The organism is Dyella ginsengisoli LA-4, from assembly GCF_000334915.1.
Lineage (GTDB): Bacteria > Pseudomonadota > Gammaproteobacteria > Xanthomonadales > Rhodanobacteraceae > Dyella_A > Dyella_A ginsengisoli_A.
Window position 1 is genome coordinate 1 of the sequence record NZ_AMSF01000056.1, and the last position, 13,921, is coordinate 13,921.

Annotated in this window: 17 protein-coding genes; 12 read left to right on the top strand and 5 right to left on the bottom strand. The window is 70.5% G+C overall.

Annotated elements, in window-relative coordinates:
- The 7 genes from C693_RS0113155 to C693_RS0113185 form a co-directional block, all read left to right on the top strand.
- The coding region (locus C693_RS0113155; protein WP_017462749.1) for an RNA polymerase sigma factor at positions 1-267 on the top strand (267 nt) is incomplete at its 5' end.
- A 1-nt stretch (position 268) separates the two neighbouring features.
- Positions 269-940 (top strand): NrsF family protein, encoded by a 672-nt coding sequence (locus C693_RS0113160; RefSeq protein WP_017462750.1) that lies wholly within the window; start codon positions 269-271, stop codon positions 938-940.
- A gap of 72 nt (positions 941-1,012) precedes the next feature.
- Entirely contained in the window at positions 1,013-1,348 is a 336-nt protein-coding gene (locus C693_RS0113165) for a pentapeptide MXKDX repeat protein (RefSeq protein WP_017462751.1), read from the top strand.
- A gap of 140 nt (positions 1,349-1,488) precedes the next feature.
- Positions 1,489-1,878, top strand: coding sequence for a ribosome silencing factor (gene rsfS, locus C693_RS0113170; protein ID WP_043598754.1), 390 nt, complete (start codon positions 1,489-1,491; stop codon positions 1,876-1,878).
- Between the two features lie 12 nt (positions 1,879-1,890).
- Positions 1,891-2,361, top strand: coding sequence for a 23S rRNA (pseudouridine(1915)-N(3))-methyltransferase RlmH (gene rlmH, locus C693_RS0113175; RefSeq protein WP_017462753.1), 471 nt, complete (start codon positions 1,891-1,893; stop codon positions 2,359-2,361).
- A gap of 54 nt (positions 2,362-2,415) precedes the next feature.
- Complete coding sequence (locus tag C693_RS0113180; protein ID WP_017462754.1) at positions 2,416-2,862, top strand: GNAT family N-acetyltransferase; 447 nt, start codon at positions 2,416-2,418, stop codon at positions 2,860-2,862.
- 24 nt (positions 2,863-2,886) lie between these two features.
- Positions 2,887-3,447, top strand: coding sequence for a Maf family protein (locus tag C693_RS0113185; protein WP_017462755.1), 561 nt, complete (start codon positions 2,887-2,889; stop codon positions 3,445-3,447).
- A 15-nt stretch (positions 3,448-3,462) separates the two neighbouring features.
- Here C693_RS0113185 and C693_RS0113190 read toward each other — a convergent pair whose 3' ends face one another.
- Complete coding sequence (locus C693_RS0113190; RefSeq protein ID WP_017462756.1) at positions 3,463-4,320, bottom strand: CPBP family intramembrane glutamic endopeptidase; 858 nt, start codon at positions 4,318-4,320, stop codon at positions 3,463-3,465.
- Between the two features lie 150 nt (positions 4,321-4,470).
- On the opposite strand from C693_RS0113190, the gene C693_RS0113195 reads away from it, so the two are divergent.
- Complete coding sequence (locus C693_RS0113195) at positions 4,471-6,036, top strand: TerC family protein (RefSeq protein WP_017462757.1); 1,566 nt, start codon at positions 4,471-4,473, stop codon at positions 6,034-6,036.
- A gap of 14 nt (positions 6,037-6,050) precedes the next feature.
- Here the strand turns inward: C693_RS0113195 and C693_RS0113200 are convergent, their stop codons facing one another.
- Complete coding sequence (locus tag C693_RS0113200) at positions 6,051-6,446, bottom strand: MAPEG family protein (protein ID WP_017462758.1); 396 nt, start codon at positions 6,444-6,446, stop codon at positions 6,051-6,053.
- 111 nt (positions 6,447-6,557) lie between these two features.
- On the opposite strand from C693_RS0113200, the gene ypfJ reads away from it, so the two are divergent.
- The 3 genes from ypfJ (at position 6,558) to C693_RS0113215 (ending at position 8,607) form a co-directional block, all read left to right on the top strand.
- Positions 6,558-7,439, top strand: a complete 882-nt coding sequence (ypfJ, locus tag C693_RS0113205; RefSeq protein WP_017462759.1) for a KPN_02809 family neutral zinc metallopeptidase — start codon at positions 6,558-6,560, stop codon at positions 7,437-7,439.
- A 136-nt stretch (positions 7,440-7,575) separates the two neighbouring features.
- Positions 7,576-7,962 (top strand): YkgJ family cysteine cluster protein, encoded by a 387-nt coding sequence (locus C693_RS0113210; RefSeq protein ID WP_017462760.1) that lies wholly within the window; start codon positions 7,576-7,578, stop codon positions 7,960-7,962.
- Positions 7,963-8,049: 87 nt separating this feature from the next.
- Positions 8,050-8,607, top strand: coding sequence for a hypothetical protein (locus C693_RS0113215; RefSeq protein ID WP_241762673.1), 558 nt, complete (start codon positions 8,050-8,052; stop codon positions 8,605-8,607).
- Here C693_RS0113215 and C693_RS0113220 read toward each other — a convergent pair whose 3' ends face one another.
- From C693_RS0113220 to C693_RS0113230, 3 genes are all read right to left on the bottom strand, one after another.
- On the bottom strand, positions 8,608-9,396 hold the full coding sequence (locus C693_RS0113220) for a dioxygenase family protein (protein WP_017462762.1): 789 nt from the start codon (positions 9,394-9,396) through the stop codon (positions 8,608-8,610).
- An 85-nt stretch (positions 9,397-9,481) separates the two neighbouring features.
- Positions 9,482-11,041 (bottom strand): tetratricopeptide repeat-containing sulfotransferase family protein, encoded by a 1,560-nt coding sequence (locus tag C693_RS0113225; RefSeq protein ID WP_017462763.1) that lies wholly within the window; start codon positions 11,039-11,041, stop codon positions 9,482-9,484.
- A 132-nt stretch (positions 11,042-11,173) separates the two neighbouring features.
- Positions 11,174-13,003, bottom strand: a complete 1,830-nt coding sequence (locus tag C693_RS0113230; RefSeq protein WP_017462764.1) for a DEAD/DEAH box helicase — start codon at positions 13,001-13,003, stop codon at positions 11,174-11,176.
- A gap of 114 nt (positions 13,004-13,117) precedes the next feature.
- On the opposite strand from C693_RS0113230, the gene C693_RS0113235 reads away from it, so the two are divergent.
- A complete protein-coding gene (locus C693_RS0113235) occupies positions 13,118-13,867 on the top strand; it encodes an SDR family oxidoreductase (protein WP_017462765.1) in 750 nt (249 codons plus the stop codon).
- Positions 13,868-13,921: the final 54 nt, after the last annotated feature.

Consider the following 13,921-nt stretch of genomic DNA (forward strand, 5'->3'; position numbering starts at 1 on the left):
GGGTGGCGGGAGCCGCTGGCCGTCGAACAGCATGCCGACGAGCGGCAGGCGAACGATGCCGCGGAGCAGGCCGAGCGCGCGGCGGCGTTGCGCGCGGCGATCGCCACGCTGCCGCCGGGCCAGCGCGAGGCGGTCGAGCAACTGGGGCTCCAAGAACACTCGCTGGCCGAGGCGGCGGCGCTGACCGGGCGATCCACCGGCGCCCTGAAGGTCAACCTGCACCGCGCTCTCAAGGCGCTGCGCAACCGACTCCACGGAGAACACTGACGTGGCCGACGCGCCCAACCACCAGTCGCTGATCCACGCGCTGGGCGCCGACCTGGCGCCGGTCCGGCGCCTGCGGCCGCCGCTCTGGCGCGCGCTGGCCTGGACGCTGCTGCTGGCGGCGATGGCTGCGCTGCTGGTCTGGCATTACGGGCTCACGCCGATGCTGACCCGCTGGCGCGGCGCACCCGACCTCGCCTGGGCGGGTGTCGGTGCCGTGCTCACCGCCTTGGTGGCCGGCTGGGCGGCGTTCTCGCTGGGTGTGCCGGGACGCCCGGTGACGCGTGCCTGGCTGGTGCTGCCGCCGGCACTGCTGTGGATCGGTGCCAGCGGTGTGGGGTGTCTGCGCAGTTGGGTGGCGCCGGATACCGTGGTGGCCACGATGGCCGGTGCACGAGGGTGCCTGGAGTTCATCCTTGCCTTCTCGTTGCCGCTGTCGGCGGTGCTGGTGTGGTTGCTGCGGCGTGCGTATCCGCTGCGCCCGGTGCTGACCGCGGCGATGATTGGCGTGGCCAGCGCCGCCGGCTCGGCCAGCCTGCTGGAGATCTGCCACGAGTTCGATGCGGCGGCGACCGACCTGGCGGTGCATGCGCTGGCGGTGGGCCTGGTGATCGGCGTGAATGCGCTTTGCGGCGGGCGGCTGCTGCGTCCGCGCCGTCCGGTCGCCGTGAGGTAACCGCGGGTGGACTTCTGGCGAAAGGCTGGCGTGCGGCATCGGTCGCACATCCATTTTCCAGGAGAACGTCGCATGAAAATTCTCGCCAAGCTCGCCCTCGGTCTCGCTTTCGCCGGCCTCGCCGGAGGCTTCGCCAGCTCTGCACTCGCGCAGGACAGCATGGCTCAGGACAGCGGCATGAAGCACGACGCCATGAAGGGCGACTCGATGAAGCACGATGCCATGAAAGGCGATTCGATGAAGCACGACTCGATGAAGCACGACGCCATGAAGGGCGATTCGATGAAGCACGACTCGATGAAGCACGACGCCATGAAGGGCGATTCGATGAAGCACGACTCGATGAAGCATGACGCCATGAAGGGCGACTCGATGAAGCATGACGACGCGATGAGCGGCGGCATGTGATGCGTCCGGCCCCGGGCCGGCGCCGACAGGCCGCGCCCCCGGGGCCGACGATTCCGGGCAGGAGCCGATCCCGATCGGGGCGGAGCGCTATAATGGCGGCGCGCGATCCCGCGCTGCTCTCCGTACCGAGGCCTCTCCTCTTGGCTAATCCCGCCCGCAACGACACGCCGGTTTCCACCTCCAGGCTGCGCCAGCAAGTGCTGCAGGCGCTGGAGGACCTGAAGGCCAAGGACATCCGCGAGATCGACGTCCGCGGCCGCACCTCGATCGCCGACCTGCTGGTGGTCGCCTCGGGCACCTCCACCCGGCACGTGAAGTCCATCGCCGACGAGGTGGTGAAGTTCGCCAAGAAGGCCGGCGTAATGCCGCTGGGCGTGGAAGGCGAGCAGGAGGCCGAGTGGGTGCTGGTGGATCTCGGTGACGTGATCGTCCACGTCATGCTGCCGCGTATCCGCGAGTTCTACGGGCTCGAACGGCTGTGGACGGTGGGCGACCGCGAGCCCGATGCCGGCGCCGCCAGCGTCGGCTGATTCCCCGCATCGATGCGCGCGCGGCTGATCGCCGTCGGCGAGCGCATGCCCGGCTGGGTGGCCGAGGGCTTCGCCGAATACCGCAAGCGACTCTCGCACGAGCTGCCGCTGGAGCTGGTCGAACTGAAGCCCGGGGCGCGCGGCAAGGGCCGCGACGATGCGAAGGCGATCCTCGACGAGGGCGCCGCGATCCTTTCAGCGATCGGTCGCGACACCCACGTGGTGGCCCTCGACGGCCGAGGCAGGACCTGGTCCAGCGAGGATCTCGCCGCCCAGCTGCAGCAATGGCGCATGGCCGGTCGCGACCTGGCCTTCCTGATCGGTGGCCCGGACGGCCACGCGCCCGACGTGCTGGCGCGGGCCGACCAGCGCTGGTCGCTGGGGCCGCTGACCCTGCCGCACATGCTGGTACGGCTGGTGCTGGCCGAGCAGTTGTACCGGGCCACCACCATCGTGGCCGGACATCCCTACCATCGTGCCTAGGCCGGCCGGGCGCCCGGCGGCTATGCTGCCGGTTTACTCGACGACCTTCCGCCGATGACGCTCTCTGTCCGTATCGCCGACACGCACGATCTCGATCGCCTGGCACCGCTGTTCGACGCCTACCGCCAGTTCTACCGCCAGCCGGCCGATCTGGTGCGGGCGCGCGATTTCCTCGCCGAACGCATGGCCCGGCAGGAGTCGCTGGTACTGCTGGCCGAGCTGGACGGGGAGGCGATCGGCTTCACCCAGCTCTATCCCCTGTTCTCCTCCGTGCGGACGGTGCGGACCTGGCTGCTCAACGATCTGTTCGTGGCTCCGTCGGCGCGTCGCAGCGGCGCCGGAAGGGCACTGCTGCAGGCGGCCGCGGAGCAGGCGCGGGCGCGCGGCGCAGCCAGCCTGAGCCTGTCCACCGCGCTGGACAATGCGCCGGCGCAGGCGCTCTACGAATCGCTTGGCTGGGTGCGCGACACGCAGTTCTGCGAGTACGGCCTCACCCTCTGAACCCCCAGGCAATCCCGACCGCCCATGCTCTATCTCGCCTCGCAATCGCCGCGCCGCCGCCAGTTGCTCGAGCAGATCGGCGTCGACTTCGAAGTCGTGCACGTGGACGTACCCGAACAGCGCTCGCCGGAAGAGTCGCCCCGGCATTACGTCAGCCGGGTCGCGCGCGACAAGGCGCTGGCAGGGCTGGCTCGCGTCGGCGATCCGCAGGCGGTCGTGCTCGGCAGCGACACCGAGGTGGTGCTCGATGACGAGGTGTTCGGCAAGCCGGTCGATGCCGCCGATGCCGCAGCCATGCTGCGCCGGCTGTCCGGACGCACGCACGAGGTGATCTCGGCGGTGTGGCTGGTCGGCGAGCGGCACGAGGACAGCGAGCTGTGCGTGTCGCGCGTGCGTTTCGCCGGGCTGGACGAGGCCACCATCGCCGCCTACGTCGCCACCGCCGAGCCGTTCGGCAAGGCGGGCGCCTATGCGATACAGGGGCGCGGTGCGACCCTGGTCGAGCATCTGGATGGCAGCTACTCCGGCGTGATGGGGTTGCCGCTGTTCGAGACCGCCCGGCTGCTGGCGCGCTTCGGCGCCTGAGATCTCGCCCTGCGCTCAGGCGCCCGGGTGCAGCACGAGAAACCAACCGGCGACGGCCAGTGCGTTGTTGACGCCGTGGGCGATCACCGCGGGCCACAGCGAACCGGAGTGCAGACGCAGCCAGGCGCAGCCCAGCCCGAGCAGGGCCAGGTTGGGCAGGGCGTACCAGCGCCAACCCAGGTCGGGCAGGTGCACCGTGGCGAACAGCGCGGCGCTCAGCAGCATGGCGGCAGCGACGCGTGTGCCACCGAGGTCGCGCTGGATCGACGTGCGTTGCCGGAAACCCAGCAGCGAGGAGAACAGCACACCGCGGAACATCGTCTCCTCCACCAGCGGGCCGAGCGTCACCGCCAGCGCGGCCAGGGCGATCCGTCCCGGCAGCGCGGCCTCGTGGCCCATCTGCGAGATGGTCTGGGTGACCGGATGGTCACCGGCCAGCCAGTGGGTAAGCAGGCCGCCGATCACCGGCACGGCCACGCCCAGCGCCAGTGCCGCGACGTAGAACGCCGGCTGGGCGCTGGGTGCAAAGCCGAAGCCCTGCCAGGCCAGGGCCAGCCGCCACTGGTTCGGCCAGCGACGATGCACCAGCCACAAGGTGATGCCGGCGGCGAGCAGCAGGGTGATCGCGGTCACCGCCGTGCGCACGTCGGGGTCCGCCATCGCCGATTGCAGCGGGCTGCCGAAGTGCTCGCCCGGGGCCGTGCCCAGCGCCAGGCCGGCGACGAAAGCGGCACCGAAGCCGATCACCAGTTGCAGGCAGAAATAGAACACCAGCAGCGCCAGAGCCTCGCCCACGCCCGGGGCGCGCACGGGGCGGGACAGGTGCGGCGGCAACGGCGGCGGAGCTGCCAGTGCGTCGGCGGCGGCATTCACGAATGGGCTTTCCGGGAGACGATGGACGCGACCAAGCTAGCCGGACGGTTCGGGCTCCGGCAATCCCTGCCATCGGTCATGGCCGATCCGGCCCTGCCTGTATAGTGTGGTTTCCTGAGCACGGAGGACCCGGGCGCCCGCGCGCCACCCATGTTCGCATTCGACTGGCTTGCCGACCCCACCGCCTGGGCCGGCCTCCTCACCCTGCTGGTGCTGGAGGTGGTGCTTGGCATCGACAACCTCGTCTTCGTGGCGATCCTTGCCGACCGCCTGCCACCGGGGCAGCGCGACCGGGCGCGGGTGAGTGGCCTGGCGATCGCCCTGGTCATGCGGCTGGTGCTGCTCGGCGCGATGAGCTGGCTGGTCAAGCTGACCGCGCCGATCGTCCAGTGGCACGGTTTCGCGTTGTCCTGGCGCGACATCATCCTGCTGCTGGGCGGCGCCTTCCTGCTGTTCAAGGCCACACTGGAGCTGCACGAGCGGCTCGAGTCCGGCGGCATCAGCGAGCACGGTAGCCGCGCACCTTCGCGTTTCTGGCTGGTGGTGGCGCAGATCGTGGCGCTGGACGCGGTGTTTTCCCTGGACTCGGTGATCACCGCGGTCGGCATGGTCGACCAGTTGTCGGTGATGATGATCGCGGTGGTCGCCGCGATGGTGCTGATGATCAGCGCCAGCAAGCCGTTGACCGCGTTCGTCAACGCGCGACCGACGGTCATCGTGCTGTGCCTGTCGTTCCTGCTGATGATCGGCTTCAGCCTGGTTGCCGAGGGCTTCGGCTTCCACATCCCGAAGGGCTACCTGTACGCGGCGATCGGCTTCTCGATCATGATCGAGGCGTTCAACCAGACCATGCGCCGCAACCGCCAGCGGAGCCTTCTCGGCAGCGCACGGCATCTGCGCGACCGCACCGCGCAGGCGGTACTGCGGCTGCTCGGCGCCGGTGGCGTGGAAGAAGACGGCGAGCCGGCCAAGCCGTCCGCCGGCATCGACGAGGACGCGCCAGCGGTGGCGGTGTTCGGCAAGGACGAGCTTTCCATGGTTCAGGGCGTGCTCGACCTGGCCCAGCGTCCGGTGCGTTCGATCATGACCCCGCGACCGGAGATCCGCTGGATCGATCCGCGTGACGACGTCGCCACCGTGCGCCGCGAACTGGCCGAGGCCGGCCACGACTGGCTGCCGCTGGCCCACGACGACCTGGACGAACTGCTGGGCGTGGCTTCCACCCGGGACCTGCTCGGCTGCCTGCTCGACCACGGCCGCATCGAGCTGGAACCGGTGGCGCGCAAGCCGCTGATGGTGCTCGAGTCGCTGAGCGTGCTGCGCCTGATCGAGGAGTTCCGGCGTGCGCCGCTGCAGGTGGCGCTGGTGGTGGACGAATACGGCAGCCTGCTCGGCCTGGTCACGCCCAGCGACGTGCTGGAGGTGATCGCGGGCGAGTTCCCGGATGCGTTGGGGGGAGACCCCTCGGCCAGTCAGGACGAGGACGGTGCCTGGCTGCTCGACGCGGGTCTGGATGTGCGTCGCGCCGAGCAACTGCTTGGCCGGCGCCTGCAGGTGGACGACAGTTTTTCCACCCTGGCGGGCTTGGTGCTCGAGCGCCTCGGCCGCCTGCCGGAGGTGGGCGACAGCGTGACCGCCGACGGATGGCGCTTCGAGGTGGTGGCGATGGACGGGGCCCGCATCGGCCGCCTGCGGGTGGTGCCTGCAGCCGACTAGGCGAGGCCGGCGGCTCAGCCGGCCAGCATCGCCCGGACCACGCCGATGCCGGCGAGCACCAGTACCGCCAGCCAGGCCAGCATGCCCACGGCGAAGCCGCCCTCGCGCTTGGCCGGGTCGCGCAGATAGCCGGCCATGTACCAGACGCGACCGACGATCCAGACCAGTCCGGCGATGCCCGCCCAGCCGGCGAAGCCGTGCGTGGCGGCCAGCCACAGCGCCGGCAGGAACATCACCGTCTGCTCCAGCGTGTTCATCTGCACGCGGTAGGCGCGCTCGAAGCCCTCGTGGCCGGTCGTGGCAGGTGCCTTGATGCCGTATGTGGCGCGGGCCTTGCCCACCGCGAAGGCGGTGGCGGAGAGCAGCAGGACGTTGAGCAAGGTCACGAGGGCGGGCAATTGGGCGAGCATGCTGGGGTCGCATCCGGTCAGTGGTCTTGTCACCTACATTAGCCGTTGGCGTGGCGAGTGTGTTGGCAAGCGGCTATCGTCGCCGCCAACGATGCGGGAACGGAGTGGGCGATGGACTGGGGCAAGGGGCGTTCGAGCGACAACGTGGAGCAGGGCAGCGGTGGCGGCGGCGGGTTCTCCCCGCGCGGCGGTGGCCGGCTCGGCCTCGGCGGGCTGGTGGTGCTGGTCATCCTCAGCCTGGTGTTCAAGCGCGACCTGATCACGCCGTTCCTGTCCGGCGATGGCACCGGATCCCAGCAGGCCAGCGGCCAGATCCAGCCCACCACGGCCGTGGACTGCCACAACCCGGCCAACCAGCAGATCGATTTTGTCTGCCGGGTGTTCGGCGCCACCGAGGACACCTGGGGCCAGATCTTCGCCGAGCACAACGCCCGGTACGTGCAGCCGAAGCTGCACCTGTTCCACGGCAGCGTGCAGACCGCCTGCGGTGCGGCGTCGACTGCGGTCGGGCCGTTCTACTGCCCGGGCGACCAGAAGGTCTACCTCGACCTGGACTTCTTCCAGGAGCTGCAGGACCGCTTCCACGCCGCCGGCGATTTCGCCCGCGCCTACGTGATCGCGCACGAGGTCGGGCATCACGTGCAGAAGCTGATCGGCGTGTTCGACAAGGCCGACCAGGCGCGCCGCCAGGGGGCGGCGATGCAGGGGGCGACCGGTCTGTCGGTGCGCCAGGAACTGCAGGCGGACTGTTTCGCCGGTGTCTGGGCCAATCGCAGCCAGCAGCGGCTGAACTGGCTGCAGCAGGGCGACATCGAGTCGGCCCTGAACGCCGCCAGCCAGATCGGCGACGACACCCTGCAGCGCGAGGCCCGCGGCACGGTGGTGCCCGACTCGTTCACCCACGGCACCTCGGCGCAGCGCGTGAAGTGGTTCAGGACCGGTTTCCAGAGCGGCGACATGGCCCGTTGCAACACCTTTGCCGGGCCGATCTGAGCGCCTCGGCCCGACGTTCGGCAACGCCGGCTAAAGGGCGCATCCGGCCCCATCGACAAACCATGTTCCGGCGGCCGGCGGTCTGGATAGAATCCGCCGGCTGCGCGCCGAGGGGTGCGCCCTCCCGGTCCGCTCCATGGTCCATCCCTGCCTCGCCTGCGGCGCCTGCTGCGCCTACTTCCGGGTGGCCTTCCACTGGTCCGAGGCCGAGTCGTTCCTCGGCGGCAGCGTGCCGGAAGCGCTCACTACCAAGCTCGATCCGCACCGCCTGGCCATGCGTGGCACCGAGGCCCGGCCGGTGCGCTGCGTGGCCTTGCAGGGTGAGGTCGGTGTGCAGGCCAGTTGCGGCATCTACCCGCAGCGTCCCTCGGTGTGCCGCGAGGTGGCGCCGTCGTGGGAGTTCGGTGAGGTCAGCCCGCAATGCGACAAGGCCCGTCTCGCCCATGGGCTGGCGCCGCTGTCCCCGCAGGACTGGATCGATCCCTCCGGTGCCGGCCTGCCGCCGCTCCCTCGCAGCGCCTGATCGGCGCGCCGGGCGCCGCGCTTGCGTCACATGGATTACGCCCGTAATCTCCACGAGGATTACGGGCGTAATCCTTTGGAGGCATCGATGGTCCGCGGACGGGTGAGCGGGGCGGGACGGCAGCTGGCAGTTGCCCTCCTTGCGATGGCGCTCGGTGCCTGCGCGCACGAGACGGTACGCCCGGACGCGCACCCTGCCAACCGGGGCGACGCGTCCTGGCAGGCGGTCGAACAGCCGGATACGGTGCACTACCAGCTGGCGCTGGGTGAGGTATCCAGCGGCGGCAAGCCGCTGGCGCGGGTGACGCCAGCCTACCCCGCATCGCGGCTGCAGGCCTGCGTACCGGTGGTGGAAGTCATCGCGAAGCTGATCGTCGATACCTCCGGGAAGGTCACCGAGGTACGCCCCGGCAACTCAGATGCCGCGGCGGCGGATCTGCGGCCTTTCCTCGCCGCGACCCGGGAGGCGGCACTGCAATGGCGGTTCGATCCGCTGCAGATCAGCCACTGGTCGGCCGACGCCAACGGCGAGAGCCACGTGGTGGACAGCCGTACCGAGCCCTTCAGCCTGGACTACGTGTTCCGCTTCACCTGCCACAGCGGCCGCGCGCAGGTCAGCGCGGGCGACAAGCTCGCCGCCGGCTGATCAGTCCGCCGTATCGAAGCGGTAGATGTCCATGGCGAGGAAGCCCAGGTCCACGCCGGCATCCAGCCGCTGCGCTCTTGCCCTTTCGCCGGCGGCTCCCAGGGCCACGAACAGCGGCAGCAGGTGTTCGTCGGTGGGATGGGCGCGTTCGGCGAACGGCGCCTGGCGGCGGTAGTCGAGCAGGGCATCGGTATCGCCCTGCGCGAGCCGCTGCTCGACCCACTCGATGAAGGGGCGTACGTAGGGGGCTTCGTGGCCAGCGTCGTAACCAGCGCGGAAATCGTGCAGGTTGTGGGTGATCGAGCCGGAGCCGATCAGCAGCACGCCCTCGTCGCGAAGACCGGCCAGTGCACGTCCCACGGCGTACTGGTGCGCCGGCCCGAGCAACGGCTGGATCGACAGCGGTACGACCGGAATGTCGGCCTCGGGGTACATCAGCCGCAGCGGCACCCAGATGCCGTGATCGAGCCCGCGCTGCGGATCGATCCGCGCCGCGAGTCCTGCCTGATCGAGCCGTTCCGCGATGCGCGCGGCCAGTCCGGGGTTGCCCGGTGCGGGGTAGTGCAGCTCGTACAGCGCGCGGGGAAAACCGCCGAAATCGTGCACGGTCGGCGGTTGCGCCGCGCCACCGACGAGGGGCTGCCGCGCCAGATAGTGGGCGCTGGCCACGACGATGGCGCGCGGACGCGGGAGCGCCGCGGCAAGCTCGGTCAGTCGGGTCCCGGTCAGGCCCGGCTGCAGCGCAGTCATCGGCGAGCCGTGCGAGATATAGAGGCTGGGCAGGTTCATGCCCGCATGATGGGGGCGGATCGCGGCGCGTGCGCGGCTGGCGGCGCGCACAGACTGTTGCCCCGCGCGAACACCGGCCTCGGCGTCAGGTGGCGGTCGCGGCCAGTCCCTGGCGCAGCGGATCCAGCAGCGTGCCGTAGTGGCCGGCGCGCGCCGTGTCCCGGCGCAGCGGCTGGCGCACCTGCGAGGCGCTGGGCGTGCGCACGCTGCGCATGGCCCGGTGGAAGTCGAGGCAGGCCGGGTCGAATGGCAGGCCGCAGAAGTCGAGCAGGGCGCGGATTTCGTCCTCCGGCCGCTCCAGCAGCGCCTCGTAGCGCTGCACCCGCACGCGCTGCGGCCGGGCCGCCTGCCAGGCGGCCATCGCCTGCTGGTAGTCGCGCGTGTAGGCGGCGATGTCGGCCAGGTCGCAGGCGAAGTGCGGCAGTCGGTAGAACTGCTGCTTGAAGCACGACCAGCCCGCTTCCAGTGCGTCGCGCCGCGCGTCGACGATGCGCGCACCCGGCAGCATCGCGGCCAGCAGGCCGGTGTGCAGCCAGTTCTCCGGCAGCTTGTCGGTGTGCCGCCGGCGACGCGTGCGCCAGCGCGCCGTGCGTTCGAGGTAGCGCCGGCCCAGCCGTGCCCAGTCCTCGGCACTTGCCGCAGGCAGCCATGCCGGCAGGGGCTGACGGCGCCGGTTCGACTCCTCGGCGATCACCGCGTCGAGATCGTCCAGCTCGCTGGCGCCCTCGACCTGCGGGTGCGCGGCGAGGATCTGCTCGAACAGCGTGGAGCCCGAACGCGGCAGCCCGACGATGAAGATCACCTCTTCGCCCAGCGCCGGATCGACGGGCGCGGGCAGGTGTCCCGTGGCCTCGACCAGCCGCGCCACGTGCGCGCTGAAGGCAGGCGCCTGCCACGGCGCGAGCCGGTGCATGCGCGCGTTGGCCTCGGCCAGCGCAGCGAACGCCTCGGGATGGCGCCCATGGTCCTCCAGCGCCTTGCCCAGCGCGAAGCCCATCGCGATGCGGTCGCTGTCGACGAGATCTGGCCGCGCCAGCTGCGCCTGCAGTGCCGCGATGTCCCCGGCGGAGAGCGGCTGTGTCTTGATGTTGCCCAGCCCGCGCCAGGCGTCGCCGCAGGCCGGGTGCACGGCGAGCGCGGCGCGGTAATGCGCGGCGGCGTCCCCGAAGCGGCCCAGGTGCACCAGCGCGTCGCCGGCCAGGATGTGCGCGGGCAGCAGGTCAGGCGCCAGCGCGGCGGCGCGTTCCAGCGCGCGCACGGCTTCCTCGCTGTCGCCGAGTTGCTGCAGGTTGCGGCCGAGGTTGAACCAGGCCATCGGGAAGTCGGGGGCCGCGATACAGGCCTGGCGCCAGGTGGTCAGCGCGTCGTCCGTGTCGCCGCGCTGGGCGAGCGCACTGGCCAGGTCGTTCATCGCCAGCGCGTCGTCGGGAACCAGCGCCAGCGCCCTGCGCAGGACGACGACGGCGTCGTCGAAGCGGCCGCGGCGGGTCGCTGCAATGCCCTTGAGCCGCAGCACCTCGGCCTGCCGGGGGACCAGCCGGTGCAACTGGTCGAGCAGGCGGTCCGCCGCATCGAGCTGGCCGTCGCGGATCGCGCGGGCGGCGGCGTGCAGGCGTTCGCGCTCGGAAGCCGAGAGGCCGTGCATGCGCGGATCCGGAGCGGCGTTCATGCGGGATGGCGAGAGCAGGTCATCGCACGATGTTACGTGCCGCGTGTCGTTGTCGGCGAGTCCCGTGCCCCAGAAAAAGACACCGCGCCAGAGCGCGGTGCCGGAAGCTCAGGATTGACGGCGCGGCGGTTTGCCGTGTCCGCCCGGCCGGGGCTTGCCCTTGAAGCCGCCCGGGCGCGGACCGCTGCGGCGGGGCGGCGGCCGGTCGGCGGCGCCGTCGTCCTGGCCGTCCCATTCGTGGATGCGCAGCTGGCGCTGTACCACCCACACCTTCTTCAGGTGCTCGAAGATCTCCTTGGGCATGCCGTCGGGCAGGTCGACCAGGCTGTAGTCGCCGCGGATGCTCAGCCGGCCGATGTGGCTGCTCTCCAGTCCGGCCTCGTTGGCGATGGCGCCGACGATGTTGCCCGGCTTCACGCCGTGCTCGTGGCCCACTTCGATGCGGTAGGTGCGCTTGCCCGGCTCGCTGACGTGGGCGCGCACGGCGGGGCGGAAGCCCTCGCGCGGCGAGCCGTCCCGGCCACGGCTGTCGCGTGTCTCGCGGTGCTCGCGCTCGGCGCGGGCCGGCCGTTCGCGCGGCTCGAACTCGCGCTTGGGCGGAGGGGTGAGCAACAGCGGCTGGTCGCCCTGGGCGATACGCGCCAGCGCGGCGGCGATCTCGATCGCCGGCACGTTGTGCTCGGTCTCGTACTGTTCGATCAGCTGCTGGAAAAACTCCAGCCCGCCCTGTGCCAGGGTGTCGCTGATGCGCTGCTTGAACTTGCCGATGCGCACATCGTTCACCGCCTCGACGGTGGGCAGCTTCATTTCCTCGATCGGCTGGCGCGTGGCGCGCTCGATCGCGCGCAGCATGCCCTTCTCGCGCGGGGTGACGAACAGGATCGCCTCGCCGTTGCGGCCCGCGCGGCCGGTGCGGCCGATGCGGTGCACGTAGCTCTCGGTGTCGTACGGGATGTCGTAGTTCATGACGTGGCTGATGCGCTCCACGTCGAGTCCGCGCGCCGCCACGTCGGTGGCGACCAGGATGTCGAGCTTGCCGTCCTTGAGCTGCTGGATCACCCGCTCGCGCTGTGGCTGGGCGATGTCGCCGTTGATCGCGGCGGCGGCGAAACCGCGCGCGGACAGCTTCTCGGCCAGCTCCTCGGTGGCCTGTTTGGTACGCGCGAAGATGATCATCGCGTCGAACGGCTCGGCCTCCAGGATGCGCGTCATCGCGTCCAGCTTGTGCAGGCCGGAGACGAACCAGTAGCGCTGGCGGATGTTGGCCGCGGTGGTGGTGGAGGACTTGATGGTGACCTCGACCGGATCCTTCAGGTGCTGCTGCGCGATCTTGCGGATCACCGTGGGCATGGTGGCCGAGAACAGCGCCACCTGGCGGGTCGGCGGGGTCGCCTCGAGCACCTTGGTGACGTCGTCGATGAAGCCCATGCGCAGCATCTCGTCGGCTTCGTCGAGCACCAGGTACTTCAGTTCCGACAGGTCCAGCGTGCCCTTGTCCAGGTGGTCGATCACTCGACCGGGCGTGCCGACCACGATCTGTACGCCGCGGCGCAGCGCCTGCAGCTGCGGACCGTAGCTCTGGCCGCCGTAGATCGGCAGCACCTGCAGGCCGGGCAGATAGGTGGCGTAGCGCTGGAACGCTTCGGCGACCTGGATCGCCAGCTCGCGCGTCGGCGCCAGCACCAGTGCCTGCGGCTTGCCGGGCTTGAGCTCGATGCGCGAGAGGATCGGCAGCGCGAAGGCCGCGGTCTTGCCGGTGCCGGTCTGCGCCTGGCCGAGCACGTCCCGGCCCTCCATCAGCGGCGGGATGGTGGCCGCCTGGATCGGCGAGGGCGATTCGTAGCCGACGTCGGCGAGGGCGCGCAGCAGGTCCGGTGCGAGGCCAAGCGCGGTGAAGCCGGCGGCTGCCGGTGCGGAGTCGGAAGACGGGGATGACATGGGGAACCTCGGGGTGGCACGCGGGTCGGCGTGCGGGAGAATGACGACTATTGTAGCAGTCCGCGGGCCGCCGGCCCGCCCCGTAATGTATTCAGGGCACAGGAGAATCGAGACATGGCGAAGCGTCTGGTGGGCAAGGTGGCGCTGGTGACCGGGGCGTCTTCCGGTATCGGCGAGGCGACCGCGGTTGCATTGGCCGAGGAGGGGGCCCGCGTCGCGGTCACCGCGCGTCGGCGCGACCGGCTGGAGGCACTGGCCGCCCGGTTGACCGAGCTGGGGGCCGAACCGCTGGTGCTGGAGGCGGACCTGCTCGACGAGGCCGAGGCACAGCGGGTGGTGCACGACGCCGAGGCCCACTTTGGCCGTCTGGACGTCCTGATCAACAATGCCGGCGTGATGTATCTGGAGCCGGTGGCCGAAGCCGACCTTGGCCGCTGGCGCCGGATGCTGGAGCTGAACGTGCTCAGCCTGATCGCCTCGACGCAGGCGGCGCTGGCCGGCATGACCGCGCGGGGCGATGGCCACATCGTCAATATCTCTTCCACCGCCGGGCGCGTCGCCAACCCCAACGCGGCCGCCTACTCGGCGACCAAGTTCGGCGTGGTGGCGTTTTCCGAGGCGCTGCGGCGCGAGGTCTACAAGCACGGCATCCGGGTCAGCGTGATCGAGCCAGGCGTGGTGGAGACCGAGCTGCGCGAGCACATCGGCCACGCTGCGACCAGGGACGCGCTGAACGCATGGGCCGACAGCATGCGACAGCTGCAGTCGCGCGACGTGGCCGAGGCGATCGCGTTCTGCGTCACGCGCCCGCCGCACGTGAACATCAACGAATTGCTGATGCGACCCACCGACCAGGAGCGTTGACCGCAAGGGGCGGTTCGGGTGGCAGGGGTATGATCGGTGTTTGGCCAGGCCTCA